General features: G+C 66.0%; 15 protein-coding genes, 1 pseudogene and 1 riboswitch. Of the genes and pseudogenes, 8 read left to right on the top strand and 8 right to left on the bottom strand.

The window, feature by feature from the left end:
* Position 1 precedes the first annotated feature (1 nt).
* The 3 genes from FB600_RS14570 (at position 2) to adhP (ending at position 3,974) form a co-directional block, all read left to right on the top strand.
* The gene (locus FB600_RS14570; protein ID WP_046575043.1) at positions 2 to 1,417 is read left to right on the top strand and encodes an NAD(P)(+) transhydrogenase (Re/Si-specific) subunit beta; all 1,416 of its coding nucleotides are present in this window, start codon (positions 2 to 4) and stop codon (positions 1,415 to 1,417) included.
* Between the two features lie 29 nt (positions 1,418 to 1,446).
* The gene (locus FB600_RS14575; protein ID WP_098153122.1) at positions 1,447 to 2,838 is read left to right on the top strand and encodes an NAD-dependent succinate-semialdehyde dehydrogenase; all 1,392 of its coding nucleotides are present in this window, start codon (positions 1,447 to 1,449) and stop codon (positions 2,836 to 2,838) included.
* A gap of 107 nt (positions 2,839 to 2,945) precedes the next feature.
* Positions 2,946 to 3,974 carry an alcohol dehydrogenase AdhP gene (gene adhP, locus FB600_RS14580; protein WP_145757058.1) on the top strand — a complete coding sequence of 343 codons (1,029 nt, stop codon included), beginning with the start codon at positions 2,946 to 2,948 and terminating at the stop codon, positions 3,972 to 3,974.
* 106 nt (positions 3,975 to 4,080) lie between these two features.
* On the opposite strand, the pseudogene FB600_RS14585 reads toward adhP, so the two are convergent.
* A pseudogene (locus FB600_RS14585) lies at positions 4,081 to 4,338 on the bottom strand (transposase); the annotation flags it as partial.
* A 134-nt stretch (positions 4,339 to 4,472) separates the two neighbouring features.
* On the opposite strand from FB600_RS14585, the gene FB600_RS14590 reads away from it, so the two are divergent.
* Together FB600_RS14590 and FB600_RS14595 are read left to right on the top strand one after the other, a co-directional pair.
* A complete protein-coding gene (locus FB600_RS14590) occupies positions 4,473 to 5,033 on the top strand; it encodes a helix-turn-helix domain-containing protein (RefSeq protein WP_096751966.1) in 561 nt (186 codons plus the stop codon).
* A gap of 11 nt (positions 5,034 to 5,044) precedes the next feature.
* Positions 5,045 to 5,599 carry a GNAT family N-acetyltransferase gene (locus FB600_RS14595; RefSeq protein WP_096751967.1) on the top strand — a complete coding sequence of 185 codons (555 nt, stop codon included), beginning with the start codon at positions 5,045 to 5,047 and terminating at the stop codon, positions 5,597 to 5,599.
* A 28-nt stretch (positions 5,600 to 5,627) separates the two neighbouring features.
* Here the strand turns inward: FB600_RS14595 and FB600_RS14600 are convergent, their stop codons facing one another.
* The 3 genes from FB600_RS14600 to FB600_RS14610 form a co-directional block, all read right to left on the bottom strand.
* A complete protein-coding gene (locus FB600_RS14600) occupies positions 5,628 to 6,257 on the bottom strand; it encodes a VC0807 family protein (protein WP_145757057.1) in 630 nt (209 codons plus the stop codon).
* A 120-nt stretch (positions 6,258 to 6,377) separates the two neighbouring features.
* Positions 6,378 to 7,121, bottom strand: coding sequence for a CbtA family protein (locus FB600_RS14605; protein WP_145757056.1), 744 nt, complete (start codon positions 7,119 to 7,121; stop codon positions 6,378 to 6,380).
* A gap of 10 nt (positions 7,122 to 7,131) precedes the next feature.
* A complete protein-coding gene (locus FB600_RS14610; RefSeq protein WP_017918960.1) occupies positions 7,132 to 7,341 on the bottom strand; it encodes a CbtB domain-containing protein in 210 nt (69 codons plus the stop codon).
* Between the two features lie 75 nt (positions 7,342 to 7,416).
* Positions 7,417 to 7,485: riboswitch (cobalamin riboswitch) on the bottom strand.
* A gap of 93 nt (positions 7,486 to 7,578) precedes the next feature.
* Here FB600_RS14610 and FB600_RS14615 point away from each other — a divergent pair.
* A complete protein-coding gene (locus FB600_RS14615) occupies positions 7,579 to 8,169 on the top strand; it encodes a histidine phosphatase family protein (RefSeq protein ID WP_096752925.1) in 591 nt (196 codons plus the stop codon).
* 45 nt (positions 8,170 to 8,214) lie between these two features.
* On the opposite strand, the gene FB600_RS14620 is transcribed toward FB600_RS14615, so the two are convergent.
* Positions 8,215 to 8,697 (bottom strand): Lrp/AsnC family transcriptional regulator, encoded by a 483-nt coding sequence (locus FB600_RS14620; protein ID WP_013691463.1) that lies wholly within the window; start codon positions 8,695 to 8,697, stop codon positions 8,215 to 8,217.
* Between the two features lie 182 nt (positions 8,698 to 8,879).
* On the opposite strand from FB600_RS14620, the gene FB600_RS14625 reads away from it, so the two are divergent.
* A complete protein-coding gene (locus FB600_RS14625; protein WP_013691464.1) occupies positions 8,880 to 10,172 on the top strand; it encodes a cystathionine gamma-synthase family protein in 1,293 nt (430 codons plus the stop codon).
* A 149-nt stretch (positions 10,173 to 10,321) separates the two neighbouring features.
* Here FB600_RS14625 and FB600_RS14630 read toward each other — a convergent pair whose 3' ends face one another.
* From FB600_RS14630 to phnX, 3 genes are read right to left on the bottom strand one after another with little or no spacing between them, the layout of a single operon-like run.
* Positions 10,322 to 11,776, bottom strand: coding sequence for an MFS transporter (locus FB600_RS14630; RefSeq protein WP_096751970.1), 1,455 nt, complete (start codon positions 11,774 to 11,776; stop codon positions 10,322 to 10,324).
* 16 nt (positions 11,777 to 11,792) lie between these two features.
* On the bottom strand, positions 11,793 to 12,923 hold the full coding sequence (psrA, locus tag FB600_RS14635) for an iron-containing alcohol dehydrogenase PsrA (protein WP_145757055.1): 1,131 nt from the start codon (positions 12,921 to 12,923) through the stop codon (positions 11,793 to 11,795).
* Positions 12,920 to 13,768: a phosphonoacetaldehyde hydrolase gene (gene phnX, locus FB600_RS14640; RefSeq protein WP_098182245.1), complete on the bottom strand. Its 849-nt coding sequence runs from the start codon at positions 13,766 to 13,768 to the stop codon at positions 12,920 to 12,922. The genes psrA and phnX overlap by 4 nt, the downstream gene beginning before the upstream one ends.
* A gap of 261 nt (positions 13,769 to 14,029) precedes the next feature.
* Between phnX and FB600_RS14645 the strand changes: the two genes are divergently transcribed.
* Positions 14,030 to 14,938, top strand: coding sequence for a LysR substrate-binding domain-containing protein (locus FB600_RS14645; RefSeq protein ID WP_145757054.1), 909 nt, complete (start codon positions 14,030 to 14,032; stop codon positions 14,936 to 14,938).
* Positions 14,939 to 15,138 lie beyond the last annotated feature (200 nt).

The raw sequence follows: 15,138 nt of genomic DNA on the forward strand, positions 1-15,138 counted from the left end.
CATGTTCATCGATATCGAGCAGTTGAGTGGGATTGTGGCGGCCACATTGTTTATCTTCGGGCTCAAACGAATGTCATCGCCGGTGACAGCGCTGTCCGGGATCAAGGTCGCCGGCATAGGGATGGTCTTCGCGATCGCCGCCGCATTCCTGGTGATCGCGGAACTTCCGGCGGAGGCATCCGGCAGGGTTTTCGAAAATTTGATGCTGGCACTGCTCGCGTTGGTTGTCGGTGGCGGCTGGGCGACGTGGACCGGTCGAAAGGTACAGATGACCGGCATGCCACAGATGATCGCGCTCTATAACGGTATGGGAGGCGGGGCCGCCGCCGCGATAGCCGCTGCCGAGCTGGTGCAGGGCGGTATCCCGGACATGCTGGTGTCCGGTGTCATGCTCATCGGTGCTCTGATCGGTTCGATTTCGCTGACCGGGTCGGCGGTCGCCTGGGCCAAGCTCGATGGCAAGATCGAGAAGCCGTGGCGATTCGCCGGACAGCGCATCGTCAACGCGGCTGTCTTTGTCGCCAGCTTGGCGCTCGGTGCCGCGCTGGTGGTTGTGCCGCACGCAAGTGCTTCCGGTCATGTGCTGGCTATCGCGTTTTTCGCATCCGCTATTTTATTCGGCATGCTTATGACCTTTCCGATCGGCGGGGCCGACATGCCGGTAGTTATCTCCCTCTACAACGCCTTCACAGGGCTTGCGGTGGGACTCGAGGGCTACACACTAGCAAGTCCTGCATTGATGATCGCAGGTATGGTCGTCGGATCTGCCGGCACGCTGTTGACGGTGCTAATGGCCAAAGCGATGAATCGTTCTCTGTCGAACGTGCTGTTCAGTAACTTTGGTGATGCTCCGGCAGGCGAGCCCGGCGCGATGCATGGAAACATCAAGGCGACCGATGCCACCGACGCGGCCATCAACATGCGTTATGCCTCGAGCGTCATCATTGTTCCCGGTTATGGCCTTGCGGTCGCCCAGGCGCAACAGAAGCTCTACGAGTTCGTCAAACTGCTCCAGGCGGCCGATGTCGACGTGAAGTTCGCGATGCACCCGGTCGCCGGGCGCATGCCGGGCCATATGAACGTCCTGCTGGCAGAGGCTGGCGTGCCGTACGACATCATCTTCGACATGGAGGAGATCAACGATGCATTCGCCTCCACCGACGTCGCGCTCGTCATCGGTGCAAACGATGTCGTGAACCCGGCCGCCTTAACGGAAAAGTCTTCACCCGTGTATGGCATGCCGATTCTCAACGTCAATCAGGCGCACCAAGTGTTCGTCATCAAGCGTGGTCAAGGCAGAGGTTATGCGGGCGTCGAGAACCTGCTCTTTTATCAAAGCAATTGCAGCATGGTTTATGGCGACGCGCTGGCCGTGCTCACGCAAATGGTCCAGGCGCTCAAGGAAGTCGTTGTCTGAACATGGGTATTTTTTGTAAGGATAGCAAGATGGCTTACGCGACGATCAACCCGTACACCGGGGAAGTAGTGAAGACGTTTCCCTCCGCGACCGATGCCGATGTCGTCCGCGCGATCGGCAGCGCGCATGAAGCATTTTTGGGCTGGCGCGATACGCCGTTCCCGGTGCGCGCCGCGATCCTGCGGAAAGCAGCGGATCTGCTGCGTCGAGACCGCGACGCCTACGCTCGCCTGCTAACCCTTGAAATGGGAAAGCTGTATGCCGAGGCGAAAGCGGAAGTCGACTTGTCGGCCCGCATTTTCGACTACTACGCCGAGCATGCCGCCACGTTGCTTGAGCCGCGAAGGCTTTCCGTGGCGGACCCCGCGGAAGGGCAGGCGGAGATCGTCTATGAGCCGCTCGGCGTACTGCTTGCGATCGAACCGTGGAATTTCCCTTACTACCAGATTGCCCGCATTATCGCGCCGCAGCTTTCCGCAGGGAACACCATGCTGCTCAAACATGCCTCGAACGTTCCCCAGTGTGCGGCTGCCTTCGAGCGTTTGATGCGTGAGGCAGGCCTTCCGGAAGGCGCCTTCATCAACCTCTACGCGACTCGCAGTCAAGTCGAGTTGATCATCCGCGACGCGCGCGTGCATGGCGTGGCCTTGACGGGCTCCGAGGAAGCCGGTGCGACCGTCGCCGCAGTCGCGGGCAAGGCGCTCAAGAAGTCGACGATGGAACTCGGCGGTGCCGATGCGTTCGTCGTGCTCGACGACGCCGATCTGGAAAAAACGGTCAAATGGGCCGTGTTCGGCCGGCATTGGAACGGAGGGCAGGTCTGCGTGTCGTCGAAGCGGATGATTGTGCTCGACGCCGTGTACGACGCCTTTCTCGACCGGTACCGACAAGGCGTGGCCGAACTCAGGTGCGGCGACCCATTCCATCCCGAAACGACATTGGCACCGCTCTCTTCGCGCGCGGCGGTCGACGATATCACGATGAAGATACAGGAGGCGGTGGCGCATGGCGCAAAGGCGGAAACGGTGGGCGCGACTGTGCCGACGCAGGGCGCTTTCGTCCAGCCGACCATCCTGACCGAGATTCTCGAGGACAACCCGGCCCGCTACTGGGAGTTTTTCGGACCGGTATCGATGCTGTTCCGGGCCAGGGATGAAGCGCATGCCATACAGATCGCCAATGATTCGCCGTTTGGCCTCGGCGGATCGATCTTTACGCGGGATGTCGAGCGCGGCGCGCGGGTGGCGCGGCAGATCTCGACGGGCATGGTGTTCGTCAATCACCCCACCAAGGTGGAGGCCGATCTGCCTTTCGGCGGAATTCGCCGCTCTGGCTATGGCCGGGAGCTGCTCGATCTCGGGCTCAAGGAGTTCGTCAACCACAAACTCATCGATATCGTCGATATCGATGCCCGTTTTTAACCGTCTGGCCCCGCGGCGGCGGTCCAGCACAGCCGCCGTGGAGCCCAATGCGGTCGTGCAATTGATTCGATGATGCATGACCTCCCTCTCATGCCAAGGAGCGTTTCATGTCAAAGACGATGAAGGCGGCAGTGGTCCGCGAGTTCGGCAAGCCGCTCGCGATCGAGGAAGTTCCCGTACCAACGCCCGGGCCTGGCCAGATCCTGGTGAAGATCGCGGCCACCGGCGTGTGCCATACTGATTTGCATGCCGCCGAAGGCGATTGGCCAGTCAAGCCGAAGCCGCCGTTCATTCCCGGGCACGAAGGCGTCGGCCATGTCGTCGGCCTTGGCGCGGGCGTCAAGCATGTCCTGGAGGGCGACCGCGTCGGCGTGCCGTGGCTCTATACCACCTGCGGTCACTGCAGACACTGTCTCGGCGGTTGGGAAACGTTGTGCGAGTCCCAACAGAACACCGGATATTCGGTCAACGGGAGTTTTGCTGAATACGTGGTCGCCGATCCGAACTTCGTCGGGCATCTTCCCGACAACATCTCGTTTGTCGATGTCGCTCCGATCCTATGTGCCGGTGTGACCGTATACAAAGGATTGAAGGTCACCGACACGAAGCCGGACGATTGGGTGGTGATCTCGGGGATCGGTGGCTTGGGACATCTGGCGGTTCAATACGCCAAGGCAATGGGCCTCAACGTCATTGCCGTCGACATCGACGACGAGAAACTCGACCTGGCGAAGCGACTCGGTGCCGCGCTGGCCGTCAATGCCAAGCATGAGGACCCCGTACGGTTTGTGCGCTCAGCCGTGGGAGGCGCACGCGGCGTGCTCGTCACTGCCGTCTCCCGGTCAGCGTTTGCCCAGGCGATGGGGATGGTGGGCCGGGGTGGCACCGTATCGTTGAATGGTCTGCCACCCGGCGATTTCCCGTTATCAATTTTCGATACCGTGCTGAACGGTGTGACCGTTCGCGGATCGATTGTCGGAACGCGCCTCGACCTTCAGGAGGCGCTCAATTTTGCCGGAGAAGGGAAAGTTGCGGCGACGGTCAGCACCGCGAAGCTCGAGGATATAAATAGCATTTTCTCCAAGATGCATCAGGGCGACATCCAGGGACGCATGGTGATTGATTTTTCCGCTTGAGTCGCCACAGCGCACGGGCGCGGCATATGAGACGGGAGGTGCGCGGGCGTTGCTAGCGCTATCTGCTCGCGCATCAGGCGCAGCTGGGCCAACCCCCTGATCACATTTTCGAAGCCGCATCCTGCAGGATCGCCACGCCCAGGCTCGGCTGCGCCACCCGCTTCTGCAGCCGAGCCTTCTCGTCCTGCAACCGCTCGTGCTCGCGCATCCGATCCGACTGCATGCCTGCGCAGGGCTTCTTCCAGCCATAAAACGTCTGCACCGGAATACCGACCCGGCGAATCAGATCCGCCAGCGGCATCCCCGGTTCCGCCTGTTTCAGTACCGTCACAATCTGTTCGATCGAAAAGCGCCGGCGTTTCATGGTCGCAAAAACCGGGCGCCAGTCTTAGATGTCCTGGCGCCCTGCCGCACGGTTCTCGATACCTGGGCATTGACAGACGATTCCCGTTATTCTAATTTACTGGACAACATTTCCAACAAACTGGAATCGGCACGATGACCGTCCATGACCGAATCGCCGAACGCCTGCGCGTCCTGCGCGATGCCCGCGGCTGGTCGCTCGAAACACTGGCCGAGCACAGCGGCGTGAGCCGCTCGAACATTTCCCTGATCGAACGCGGCCAGAGCAGCCCGACCGCCGTCGTGCTCGACAAGCTCGCCACCGCGCTGGCCGTGCCCCTCTCCTCGCTATTCGGCGAAAGCGGCGAGAGCGAAGCCCCCTCGCCGATCGCCCGCGCCGCCGATCAACCGCTATGGACCGACCCCGCCTCGGGCTACCAACGCCGCCAACTCTCGCCGGCGCTGCGCTCGCCGATCCAGCTCGTCGAGGTGCATTTCCCACCCGGCGCACGCGTCCACTTCGACACCAGCGCGCGCGACGCCGACATCCACCAGCAGATCTGGCTGCTCGAAGGCGTGATGGAGATCACCGCCGGCACCACCGCCTGGCGGCTCGAAGCCGGCGACTGCGTGGCGATGCGGCTCGACAGCCCGATGCAATTCCACAACCCCACGCGCCGGCCCGCCCGCTACCTGGTGGCACTGAGCACGCGCTGATCCGAGCCATCATGACCTCCCGAACCATGCCCATCCAAGCCCCCCGCATCCGCCGCCTCGACGCCGACGAGGCCCGCGCGAAGATTCCCGAACTCGCCGAGGTGTTGATCGACTGCGTCGAAGGCGGCGCCTCGGTCAGCTTCATGCTGCCGATTGCGCGCGACACCGCGCTGCGCTTCTGGCAAGGCGTCGCCGACGAGGTCGCGCTCGGCCGGCGCGTGCTGCTGGTGGCCGAGGACGCAGCCGGCATCACGATCGGCACGGTGCAGATGATCACCGCGCAACCGGAAAACCAGCCGCATCGCGCCGATATCGCGAAGATGCTGGTGCATCGGCGCGCGCGCCGGCAAGGCGTGGGCGAGGCGTTGATGCAGGCCGTCGAGGCGATCGCATCAGAGGAAGGAAAGACCGTGCTGGTACTCGATACCGTCACGGGAGGCGCCGCGGAGCGGCTCTATCGCCGCGCGGGCTGGCAGCGCGTGGGCGACGTGCCCGGCTTCGCGCTGATGCCGGATGGCGCGCCGTGCGGCACCACCTTCTACTACCGGCACGTCGCCGCGAGCTAAGCGCGCCTTGGGCTGAACGACCCAACGCTCAGAGCGTAGCCTCGCCCACCTGCACCCGGCCGCGCAGCCGCTTGCGCAGCCAGAAGGTCCAGACCATCAAGCCGCCGAAGGTCACATAGCTGAGGATCGGCGTAACCACCAAGGTGCGCTCGATCGGCCAGTTCCAGGCACACCAGCTACGCACGCTGCACTCGATCACCAGCCCGAGCCCCCACATCAGCGTGATGAGACGCAGGGCCGAACGCACCGAGGCACTGTCCTCCCACAAACGCTCGAAGCGTTCCACGCCGCCCTCGCCTTCGCGCGCCACGGTGGCGCGCGTCAGGTAATAGGTGATCGGCCGCTTGAAAACCAGCGACACCAGGAACACCACGCCGATCGTGCCCGACACGAAGGACTCGCGCACCAGCAGCAGGCGCGGGCTGCCGCCGCCGGCCATCAAGGCGATCGACAGCGCGATACCGAGCAGCGCGATGGCGGAGAGCGCATCCACGCGCCGCGTCCTGGCGAACTCGACGACACCCCACAGCAGCGGCGGCACGGCCGAGGCATACAGCGCGCCCGATTCTCCCCAGCTCGGCAGGGCGAGCCGGTACACCACCCACGGCAGCACGAAATTGACGGCCAGCTCGGCGACGAAGGCAACGCGGATCTTCACGGGAGGGGAACCTCGCGGATAAAACAGGGCGGGGTCAGTATAAAGGCGAACGGCCACCGAGGTGGCCGTTGCATCGCCGGTGCCGCGCCGGGGCGGCGAGGGGGGTATCGCGCGCGGCGCCTACAGCGCGATCGGCGCGTTGCCGCGACGCGGCGCGGCAACCAGCCCGCTGCGCTCGACCAGCGCGCCGAACAGCAGGCCGATGGTGGCCCACAGAATCGCCTGCATGCCGATCGCGGCGACGCGGAACTTCCACAGCACCACGGCCGGGAACGCGGCCGGCACCTCGTTGATGGTGGGCAGCGCGAACTGCACGGCGACGAGGATCGCGATATAGAGCAGCCCCGCCACGATCGAGGCATTCCACTGCCCCATGCGCGCGGCCAGCGAGCGCCGGAAGTTCAGCGAGAACACGCCGACCGCGATCGAGATCGCGATCATCAGGAAGAACAGCCCGGTGCGATAGCCGATGGTGTCCGGGTCGCCCACCGAGGGCGGGTTCGCCGGGTACTTGAGGTTCGGCACGATCACCAGCGAGACGAAGGCGGCCGCCGCGAGGCAGGCCGACAGCGTGCGCGGCTGGCGGCTGCCGATGCGGCCGTGCACGAAGGCGAAGCTCAGCGCGAACAGCCCGCCGAGCGCGGCGCCATAGACGATCACGCCGGTGCCCAGGCCAAGTCCGGCCTGCGTCGGGCGGCTGACGAGTTCCGGCTCGGGCGCCTCGCCCTTGGCCGCATCGATCTTTTCCTCGAAGGCGATGGCCTGATCGACCTGCGGCTCGCCGGCGAAACGGGCGAAGCCGAACACGAGAATCCCCGCGGCGATGCCGGCCAGCATCCCGCGTACCAACAGTTTTCCGACCATGGAGCCCCCGTCAGTGGCAGGGGAAGCCGAGCAGGTGGCGCGCGTCGTGCACGAACTCATGCACGTACATGCCCGGCACGATCGAGGTCGCGCCTTGCTCGGCGCCGACGAAGTACAGCGCCAGCAGCATCAGCAGGCCGCCGAACACGATCCACGGCATCAGCTCGCGGACGGGGATGGGCGCCGGCACGGCAACCGGCTTGAGGGTGGCTTCGGACATATTCGACTCTCCAGGGGATGACGCGCCCCGCTCGACAATGACTGTCAACGGAATGAAAGGATGCTCCATGTGCAGGTCTGGCTTCCGGGAAGGCCGGCTCCCCGGTTACAGTGGCGCGACCGCGCCGGCTTCGCACCGGCTTCCGCACATCGCAACGGCTGGATTCTACGCAAGATGGGCGGTGAACGGAAATCGCGCGCCGCCATGCCGGAGCGCCTCGCCGAACACAATGAAACGATGACGCTCACCGTCCGACTGATCTCTCACGCCGCGAATGCCGAACTGCGCGCCGGCAGCTTCCCCGACGACGCGCCGCTCGACGCACGCGGCCTGGCCGAAGCGGCACGCGCCGCCGCGCATTGGCGCTGGCCGCGCGAAGCCCGCGCGCTCAGTTCGCCGGCGCTGCGCGCGCGGCAGACCGCCGAGGCGCTCGGCCTGGATGCCGAGCCCGAACCCGCCCTCTCCGACCTCGATGCGGGCCGCTGGCGCGGCAGAAAATTGATGGCGATAGCGAACGACGCGCCGGAACAGCTCGAAGCCTGGATCACCGATCCGGCCGCCGCGCCGCCCGGCGGCGAATCGCATCTCGAGGTGCTGCGGCGCGTCAGCGCCTGGCTCGATGCGCTGCCGGCGAGCGGCAGTTTCGTCGCCGTCACGCACGCGGCCGTGCTGCGCGCCGCGCTCGCGCATGCGCTCGGCATCTCGCCCGAAGCGATGCTGCGTATCGATATCGCGCCGCTCAGCGGGATCGAATTGAAGCGCTCGCCGCGCGGCTGGATCGTGCGTCTCGACGACAAGCTGCCTTCGATCGCAGCGCAACACGATTGAAGCCGCGCGCGCCGCGACGAGAACCAATGCGCTTCGGCGCCATCGTCAACGCAAGGGCAGCTTCACCGAGGATTTCAGCTCGCGCATCGACACGGTGCTGAGCATTTCCTTCACACCGGGCAGCGTGCGCAGGCGGTCGAGCACGAATTCGGAATAGGTATCGAAATCCTCGGCGAGGATCTGCAGCAGGTAGTCGTGCGCGCCGGTGGTGTTGTGGCAGGCGATCACCTCGGGCATCGCCATCACGCCGGCCTCGAAGGCGCGGCAGACCTTCTGCGTGTGGTTGTCGAGCGAGATATTGACGAAGGCCACCACGCCGAAGCCGAGCATGCGGCGGTCCAGCATGGCCTGGTAGCCGCGGATCATGCCGCTCGACTCGAGCCGCTTCAGGCGCTTCCAGCAAGGCGAGGGCGACAGCGAAACCTGCTCCGCGATCTCGGCATTACTGAGTCGCCCGTTCTCCTGAACAATCTGAAGTATTTTCATGTCGGTCGCATCAATCTCGACGCTGCGACTGCCTTTATTCATCGATTGGCCTTTCGGGAAAGATCGTTCCAAATTATAGGATTTGCGGGAACGAAAAGGAACGAATATTCTGGCCGGGCAACTCTACACTGAGCGCAACTCCGCCGTCGCCCGACGCGGTTTGCGCGGTGACGCACGCGTTCGGGCGACGGCGTTCTCTCATTCAAAAGACGAGGGCTCTCACCATGACCTATTCGAACTATCACAAGAAGGATCTCAACGGACGCCCCCTGCATCCCGAGACCCAGATGATGTCGTATGGCTACGATCCCTTCCTCTCCGAGGGTGCCGTCAAGCCGCCGGTGTTCCTGACCTCCACCTTCGCCTTCAAGTCCGCCGAGGACGGCGCCGAATTCTTCGACATCGTCTCGGGCCGCAAGCCGCTGCCCGAAGGCGAGGCGGCCGGCCTCGTCTACAGCCGCTTCAACCACCCGAACCTCGAGATCGTCGAGGATCGCCTGGCCCTGCTCGACGGCTCGGAAGCCGCGGCCGTCACCTCCAGCGGCATGTCGGCGATCTCCACCGTGTTCCTCGCCTTCCTGCGCCCGGGCGACCAGATCGTGCAATCGGTGCCGCTCTATGGCGGCACGGAAACGCTGATCTCGAAGATCTTCCCCGAATGGGGCATCGGCACCGAGGCGATCGAGAACGGCCTGTCCCCGCAGTCGATCCGCGACGCGCTCGAGACCGCCGCCAAGAAAGGCCCGGTGCGCCTGGTCTACATCGAGACGCCGGCCAACCCGACCAACTCGATCATCGACCTCGACGGCATGGTGGCCGAGATCGACGCCTTCGAGCAGCGTCACGGCTATCGCCCGATCTCGGTCTGCGACAACACCCTGCTCGGCCCGATCTTCCAGAAGCCGGCCGCGCATCGCGTCGATCTCTCGGTCTATTCGCTGACCAAGTACGTGGGCGGCCACAGCGACCTGGTGGCCGGCGGCGTGACGGGCAGCAAGGCGATGATCACCAAGGTGCGCTCGATTCGCGGCGCGTTCGGCTCGCAGCTCGATCCGCATTCCTCGTGGATGCTGCTGCGCTCGATGGAAACCGTGGTGCTGCGCATGACCCAGGCCACCCAGACGGCCAGCCGCGTGGCGCGCTGGCTGGTGGACAATCCGCACCAGAAGGTCGAGGTGTTCCACCCGGAAACCATCCTCGACGATGCCTACCAGGCGGTCTACAAGCGCCATTGCACGGGCGCCGGCTCGACCTTCGCCTTCGTGCTGAACGGCGGCCGCGCGCAGGCCTTCCGCTTCATCAACGCGCTGCGCCTGTTCAAGTCGGCGGTCAGCCTGGGCGGCTCGGAATCGCTGGTCTGCCATCCCGCCTCGACCACCCATTCGGGCGTGTCGGCCGCGGCGCGCGAGAAGGCCGGCGTCAGCGAAGGCCTGATCCGCATCTCGATCGGCCTCGAACACGGCGACGACCTGATCGCCGATCTCGAGAACGCCTTCATCGCCTGCGCGAAAGCCTGAGCGCATGAGGTGGAGGCACGCGGCGCGATAGAGCGCGTCGCGCAAAAACGAAAACGGCGCGACACGCTCACCGTGTCGCGCCGTGACGCGAACCGCCTCGGGCGGGGCGAGCCGGAAGCGGCCGCCCCGCCCTTTTCATTGCGGCATGCTCATTGCGCGGTCGCCGCGCGCGGGGTCCAGCCGGCCTGGTGGGCCGTGCCGTTGTCGGCGCTGCCTTCCTCGAGCGAGACGTTGCGCGTTTCGCGGCCGTTCACGAACCAGAGCAGCGCGGCCAACGGGCCGGGCAAGGCCAGCAGCAGCAGCCCGATCAGCGCGGCCGAGGGCGTGCCGGTCGCCGCGTAGACGTTGGTCAGCATCAGCGGCGCCACCATCGCGCCGACCCGGCCCACCGCCACCGAGACACCGAGGCCGGTGGCGCGGATTCGCGTCGGCAGCACTTCCGAGGACACCACGTAGCCCGAGATGTAGGCCCAGGTCACGCCGAACTGGATCAGGCAGTAGCCGGCCACCATGCCCGGCAGCGTGTGCATCATGTAGATCAGCACGATCGCCGCCACCGTGAAGCTGTAGCTGACCAGCAGCGAAGTGCGCCGCCCCCAGGCCTCCACCAGCACCGAGGCGGTCAGCCCGCCGACCAGCGCGGCCGCGTTGCCGTAGACGTAGTAGAGCGGCATGTCGCCGGCCGGCACCTTCATGTACGGCAGGATCACCAGCGCCATCAGCGAGAGCACGCCATACACCACGGCGGCCTGCGAGAAGTTCAGCGCGCTGGCCAGGCCGCAGCGCAGCCGGTAGGCGCCGAACAGCTCGCGCACGTTGCGCCAGAAAGCCGGCTGCGAGGGCGTGAACAGCGCCGGCTCATAGCGCTTGCGGGCCAGTTCGCGGTCGGCCTCGCTCACGCCGGGGCGCTCGGCGCTGCCGGCGATCGCGGCGACGATCGCCTCGGCCTCGGCGAGGCGGCCCTGCTGCAGCAGCCAGCGCGGCGATTCGGGAATCACGCGGCGGATCCAGAAGAACAGCAGCGCCATGGTGGTACCGAGCCCGAAGCCGACGCGCCAGGCCACGTCGGCCGGCAGGTTGTTCAGCACGAAGTAGGAGATCGCGGCCGACAGCAGCGCGCCCACCGGGAAGCCCGACAGGATCAGCGAATCGGTCTTGCCGCGATGGCGGCGCGGGATGAACTCGCCCATCGTCGCGGTCACCGCCGAATACTCGCCGCCCACCGCCAGCGCCGTCATGGCGCGGAAGAACAGGAAGGACTCGTAGTTCCAGGAGAAGATCGTCAGCACGCTGAAGCAGGCGTACCAGAGCAGGGTGGCGAGGAACAGGCGCTTGCGGCCGAATCGGTCGGCCAGGTAGCCGAACGCGATCGCGCCCACCAGCATGCCGAACACCCAGATCGTCACGGCCAGCGAGCCTTGCGCCGAGCTCAGGTGCCACTGGCTCTTCAGCACGCCGAACACGCTGCCGATGATGTTGGTCTCGAACGAGTCGAGCGCCCAGCCGACGCCGAGCGCGGCGACCAGCAGCGTGTGGAACCAGGTCCACGGCATATTGTCCAGACGCGACAGCGCATCGGTCCGCACGGGTTGAGACGAGGTCATGAAGTTCTCCTGACGATCACGGCGAGGGCACGCTCAGTGCCAAGTCCGGGAAATCGAATTGGGGAAAGCGCGCGGGCGCGCCGATGAAATTGCGGCCGCGCGCGCCCTCGAAGGCGCTTGCGACGATGTCCTGCCATTCGTCCTGCTCGATGCCGTAGGCCGCGGGTTCGCAGCGCACGCCGAGCGATTCCAGGAACTGCTCCAGCATGCGCGGGGCGGCCTCGAGGCCGCCGAACACCTCGGCCAGCGCGCGATCGCAGGCCGCATCGGCGCCGATCGCCGAGCGCATCACCGCCGGCAGGCAGAACGAGCAGGCCATGCCGTGCGCCACGCCGTGATGCAGCGTGATCGCATACGAGATGTTGTGGGCCAGCGCGGTGCGCGTGTTCGAGAAGGCCAGGCCCGCGCGCAGCGCGCCGAGCGCCATTGCCGAGCGCGCGTCGAGATCGCCGGGCGCGGCCATCACGCGCGGTAGCGCCTGCAGGATCTCGCGCGCGGCATCCACGGCCAGGCCGCGCGTGACCGGGTTCGCATTGCGGTTCCAGATGCTCTCCAGCGCGTGCGACAGCGCATCGAGCCCGCTGGCCAGCGTCGGCGCGGGCGGCAGCCCGACCACCAGGCGCGGATCGACCAGCACCGTCTCGGGGTAGAGATCGTCGCGCGCCAGCGAGAGCTTGCGGTCGTGCTCGGGGTCCCACACGGTCGCCCAGGAGGTCACTTCGCTGCCGGTGCCCGAGGTGGTCGGGATCGCGACGATCGGCAGGGCCCGCTCGGCGCGGCGCGTCCTGCCGTCGGCGATCCAGGCCAGCACCGGCTCCAGCCGGCCGTGCTCGGCCGCCAGCACCTTGGCGGTATCCATCACCGAGCCGCCGCCGAGCGCCACCAGCACCTCAGGCATGGCCGGCAGCGCGGCCAGTGCCGCGCAGGCCTCGCGCAGCATCGTCACCGATGGGTTGGACTCGACCGAATCGATGCGCAGCAGCGCCGGGCCGGCGATCGCCTCGATGCGCGCGCAGGGCGCGAGGAAGGCCGCGTCCGGATAGGTGACGATCGCGTAGGCGCGGCCCGCCAGCACCTCGCCGATGACGTCCAGCGCGTCGACGCCGAAGCGCACGCGCACCGGGTTGTGGAATTGCCAGTCGCTCACGCCGTGTCTCCGGCGGCCAGGCGTTCGCCGATCGAGTCGATCACGGCCGGCAGGTCGGCGATGCTGTCGATCACGTAGTGCGCGCCGGTGCGGGCGATGCGCTCGCGCGCCGGCGCCACGCGCGCATCGCGCGCGGCCGCGTCGAGCGCCTGCCACTCGGCCAGCGAGAGGCCCACCTCGTTGCCGCTGGCGACGATGCCCACCGTCCACATGCCCGCGGCCAGGCCCGATTCGAGGCCGGTGGGGCTGTCGTCGACCACCACGCAGCTGCGCACGTCGGGCGCGCCGAGCGCCAGCGCATTGGCCAGGCACATGTCGGGATAGGGACGGCCGCGCGCCACGTCGCTGACCGTGCAGCAGTGGTCGGGACGATAGCCGTGACGCTCGGCCAGCGGCTGCAGGTGCTGCATGACCTCGCGCGGGTAACCGGTGGTGCTGCCGATGCGGATGCCGCGCGCTCGCAGCGTGGCGATGGTGTCGAGCGCGCCGGGGATCAGGTCGCTGTAGCGCTCGACATTGCGTTCGTCGGCGATCAGGAAGTGCGCGTAGAGCATGTCGATATCGGCATCGGTCGAGGCGGCGCCGCGCGCGGCGCGCCAGCGCGCCTGCACCTCGACATCCTCCAGGATCAGTTCGATGTGCTCGCGCTTGGCGGCGCCCATCGGCGCGCGCGCCTCGGCTTCGCTGATCGGCACGCCGGCTGCTTCGAACACCTCACGAAATGCATGGACGGGCGCGAGACAGCCGAAATCGAGCACCGTGCCGGCCCAGTCGAAGATCGCGGTGGTAACGGGGCCGCGATAGGCGCGGTGGGCGGCATCGAGGGGGGCGGATCGCTGCAGCATGGCTGGGCTCCGGGAAAAGTGGATCACGGCCGCCAGCATAGTTTTGCAACATGACCGGTCTATGATCGAACTACCCGGTCAAATCGAATCGATCCATCGAAAAAATCGTTGAATCATCGTTCGCCCCTTGAACACCCAGGCGGGACGGGGCTTGCGGGCCGATCGACCCATCTTCACAGGAAAGGCCGCTTTTTAAGGGCCGATTCGACAGGATCGATCGGCCCGCGCCCGCTCCTTGCCGGCCCATCTCATGCGCAACCGATGACCCTGACCCAGATTCGTGCCTTCCTCGCCGTGGTCCAGCACGGCGGCTTCACGGCGGCGGCCCGCGCGCTCGCCACCAGCCAGACCACCATCACCTCGCAAGTCCAGGCGCTCGAACAGGAACATGGCGTGCAGTTGTTCCATCGCCGCGGACGGCGTGTCGAGCTGTCGACGGTCGGCCTCGACTTCCTGCCGCTCGCTCGCCAGATCAACGGCCTGGAGAACGACGCGCGCTCGCTGCTGCACGACAGCGGCGAGCTCACGCGCGGCGTGCTGCGGATCGGCGCCGTCAGCCCGTTCCACGTGACCGAGATCATCGAGGCCTTCCATACCGCGCATCCGCGCATGCAGCTGGCCGTCACGCTCGGCAATTCGGAGAGCGTGCTCAACGACCTGGACGACTACGCCTGCGACGTCGGCGTGATCGCGCGCTCGTTCAGCGACGAGCGCTACGAGATGGCGCCCTACGCGAGCTACCCGGTGATCGCCTTCGTCGGCGCGGCGCATCCGTTCGCGGCGCGCGAATCGATCACGCTGGCCGAACTGGCCACCGTACCCTTGCTGATGCGCGAAGCCGGCTCGACCACGCGACGCGCGCTGGAGGACGCACTCGGCGCGATCGGCGCCGCGCCGCGCATCGCCATGGAGATCGGCAGCCGCGAGGCGCTGCGCGAGGCCGTCGCGCGCGGGCTCGGCGTGGGCACGGTCTCGCTGTCCGAATACGTGCCCGACGACGCCCGGCTGCGGCCGGTGAGAATCGAGGGTGACCCGGTCAGCACGCATATCCATGTGTGCTGCCTGCGCGAGCGGCGCGAAAGCCGGCTGGTGGCGGCGTTCTTCGAGGCGATGAAGCAATGCCGGCCCGGCTCCGGCGGCAAGCTGCCGATCGCGGCACATGCCGAATGAATCGCAACGGAAAACAGTTAAACCCATTACATTAAAAACAGAATTCAATCGATAAAATGTTTAGATAAACAGAATAAAAATTCGGAATACTCCGAGTAGTTCACCGCCTGTCTCTCTGGCACGCTGTCGATAGATGTCCTCGCCTCTGGTTGACATCCGCGTTCGATAAATCAGGCCGGAAAAAATTCGATGAACAGCCA

This window comes from Burkholderia sp. SJZ089, assembly GCF_007828315.1.
Taxonomy (GTDB): domain Bacteria; phylum Pseudomonadota; class Gammaproteobacteria; order Burkholderiales; family Burkholderiaceae; genus Burkholderia; species Burkholderia gladioli.

Coding starts and splice junctions, on each gene's coding strand:
- FB600_RS14570 (WP_046575043.1), top strand. CDS start 2: ATGTTCATCGATATCGAGCAGTTGAGTGGGATTGTGGCGGCCACATTG.
- FB600_RS14575 (WP_098153122.1), top strand. CDS start 1,447: ATGGCTTACGCGACGATCAACCCGTACACCGGGGAAGTAGTGAAGACG.
- adhP (WP_145757058.1), top strand. CDS start 2,946: ATGTCAAAGACGATGAAGGCGGCAGTGGTCCGCGAGTTCGGCAAGCCG.
- FB600_RS14590 (WP_096751966.1), top strand. CDS start 4,473: ATGACCGTCCATGACCGAATCGCCGAACGCCTGCGCGTCCTGCGCGAT.
- FB600_RS14595 (WP_096751967.1), top strand. CDS start 5,045: ATGACCTCCCGAACCATGCCCATCCAAGCCCCCCGCATCCGCCGCCTC.
- FB600_RS14605 (WP_145757056.1), bottom strand. CDS start 7,121: ATGGTCGGAAAACTGTTGGTACGCGGGATGCTGGCCGGCATCGCCGCG.
- FB600_RS14610 (WP_017918960.1), bottom strand. CDS start 7,341: ATGTCCGAAGCCACCCTCAAGCCGGTTGCCGTGCCGGCGCCCATCCCC.
- FB600_RS14615 (WP_096752925.1), top strand. CDS start 7,579: ATGACGCTCACCGTCCGACTGATCTCTCACGCCGCGAATGCCGAACTG.
- FB600_RS14620 (WP_013691463.1), bottom strand. CDS start 8,697: ATGAATAAAGGCAGTCGCAGCGTCGAGATTGATGCGACCGACATGAAA.
- FB600_RS14625 (WP_013691464.1), top strand. CDS start 8,880: ATGACCTATTCGAACTATCACAAGAAGGATCTCAACGGACGCCCCCTG.
- FB600_RS14630 (WP_096751970.1), bottom strand. CDS start 11,776: ATGACCTCGTCTCAACCCGTGCGGACCGATGCGCTGTCGCGTCTGGAC.
- phnX (WP_098182245.1), bottom strand. CDS start 13,768: ATGCTGCAGCGATCCGCCCCCCTCGATGCCGCCCACCGCGCCTATCGC.
- FB600_RS14645 (WP_145757054.1), top strand. CDS start 14,030: ATGACCCTGACCCAGATTCGTGCCTTCCTCGCCGTGGTCCAGCACGGC.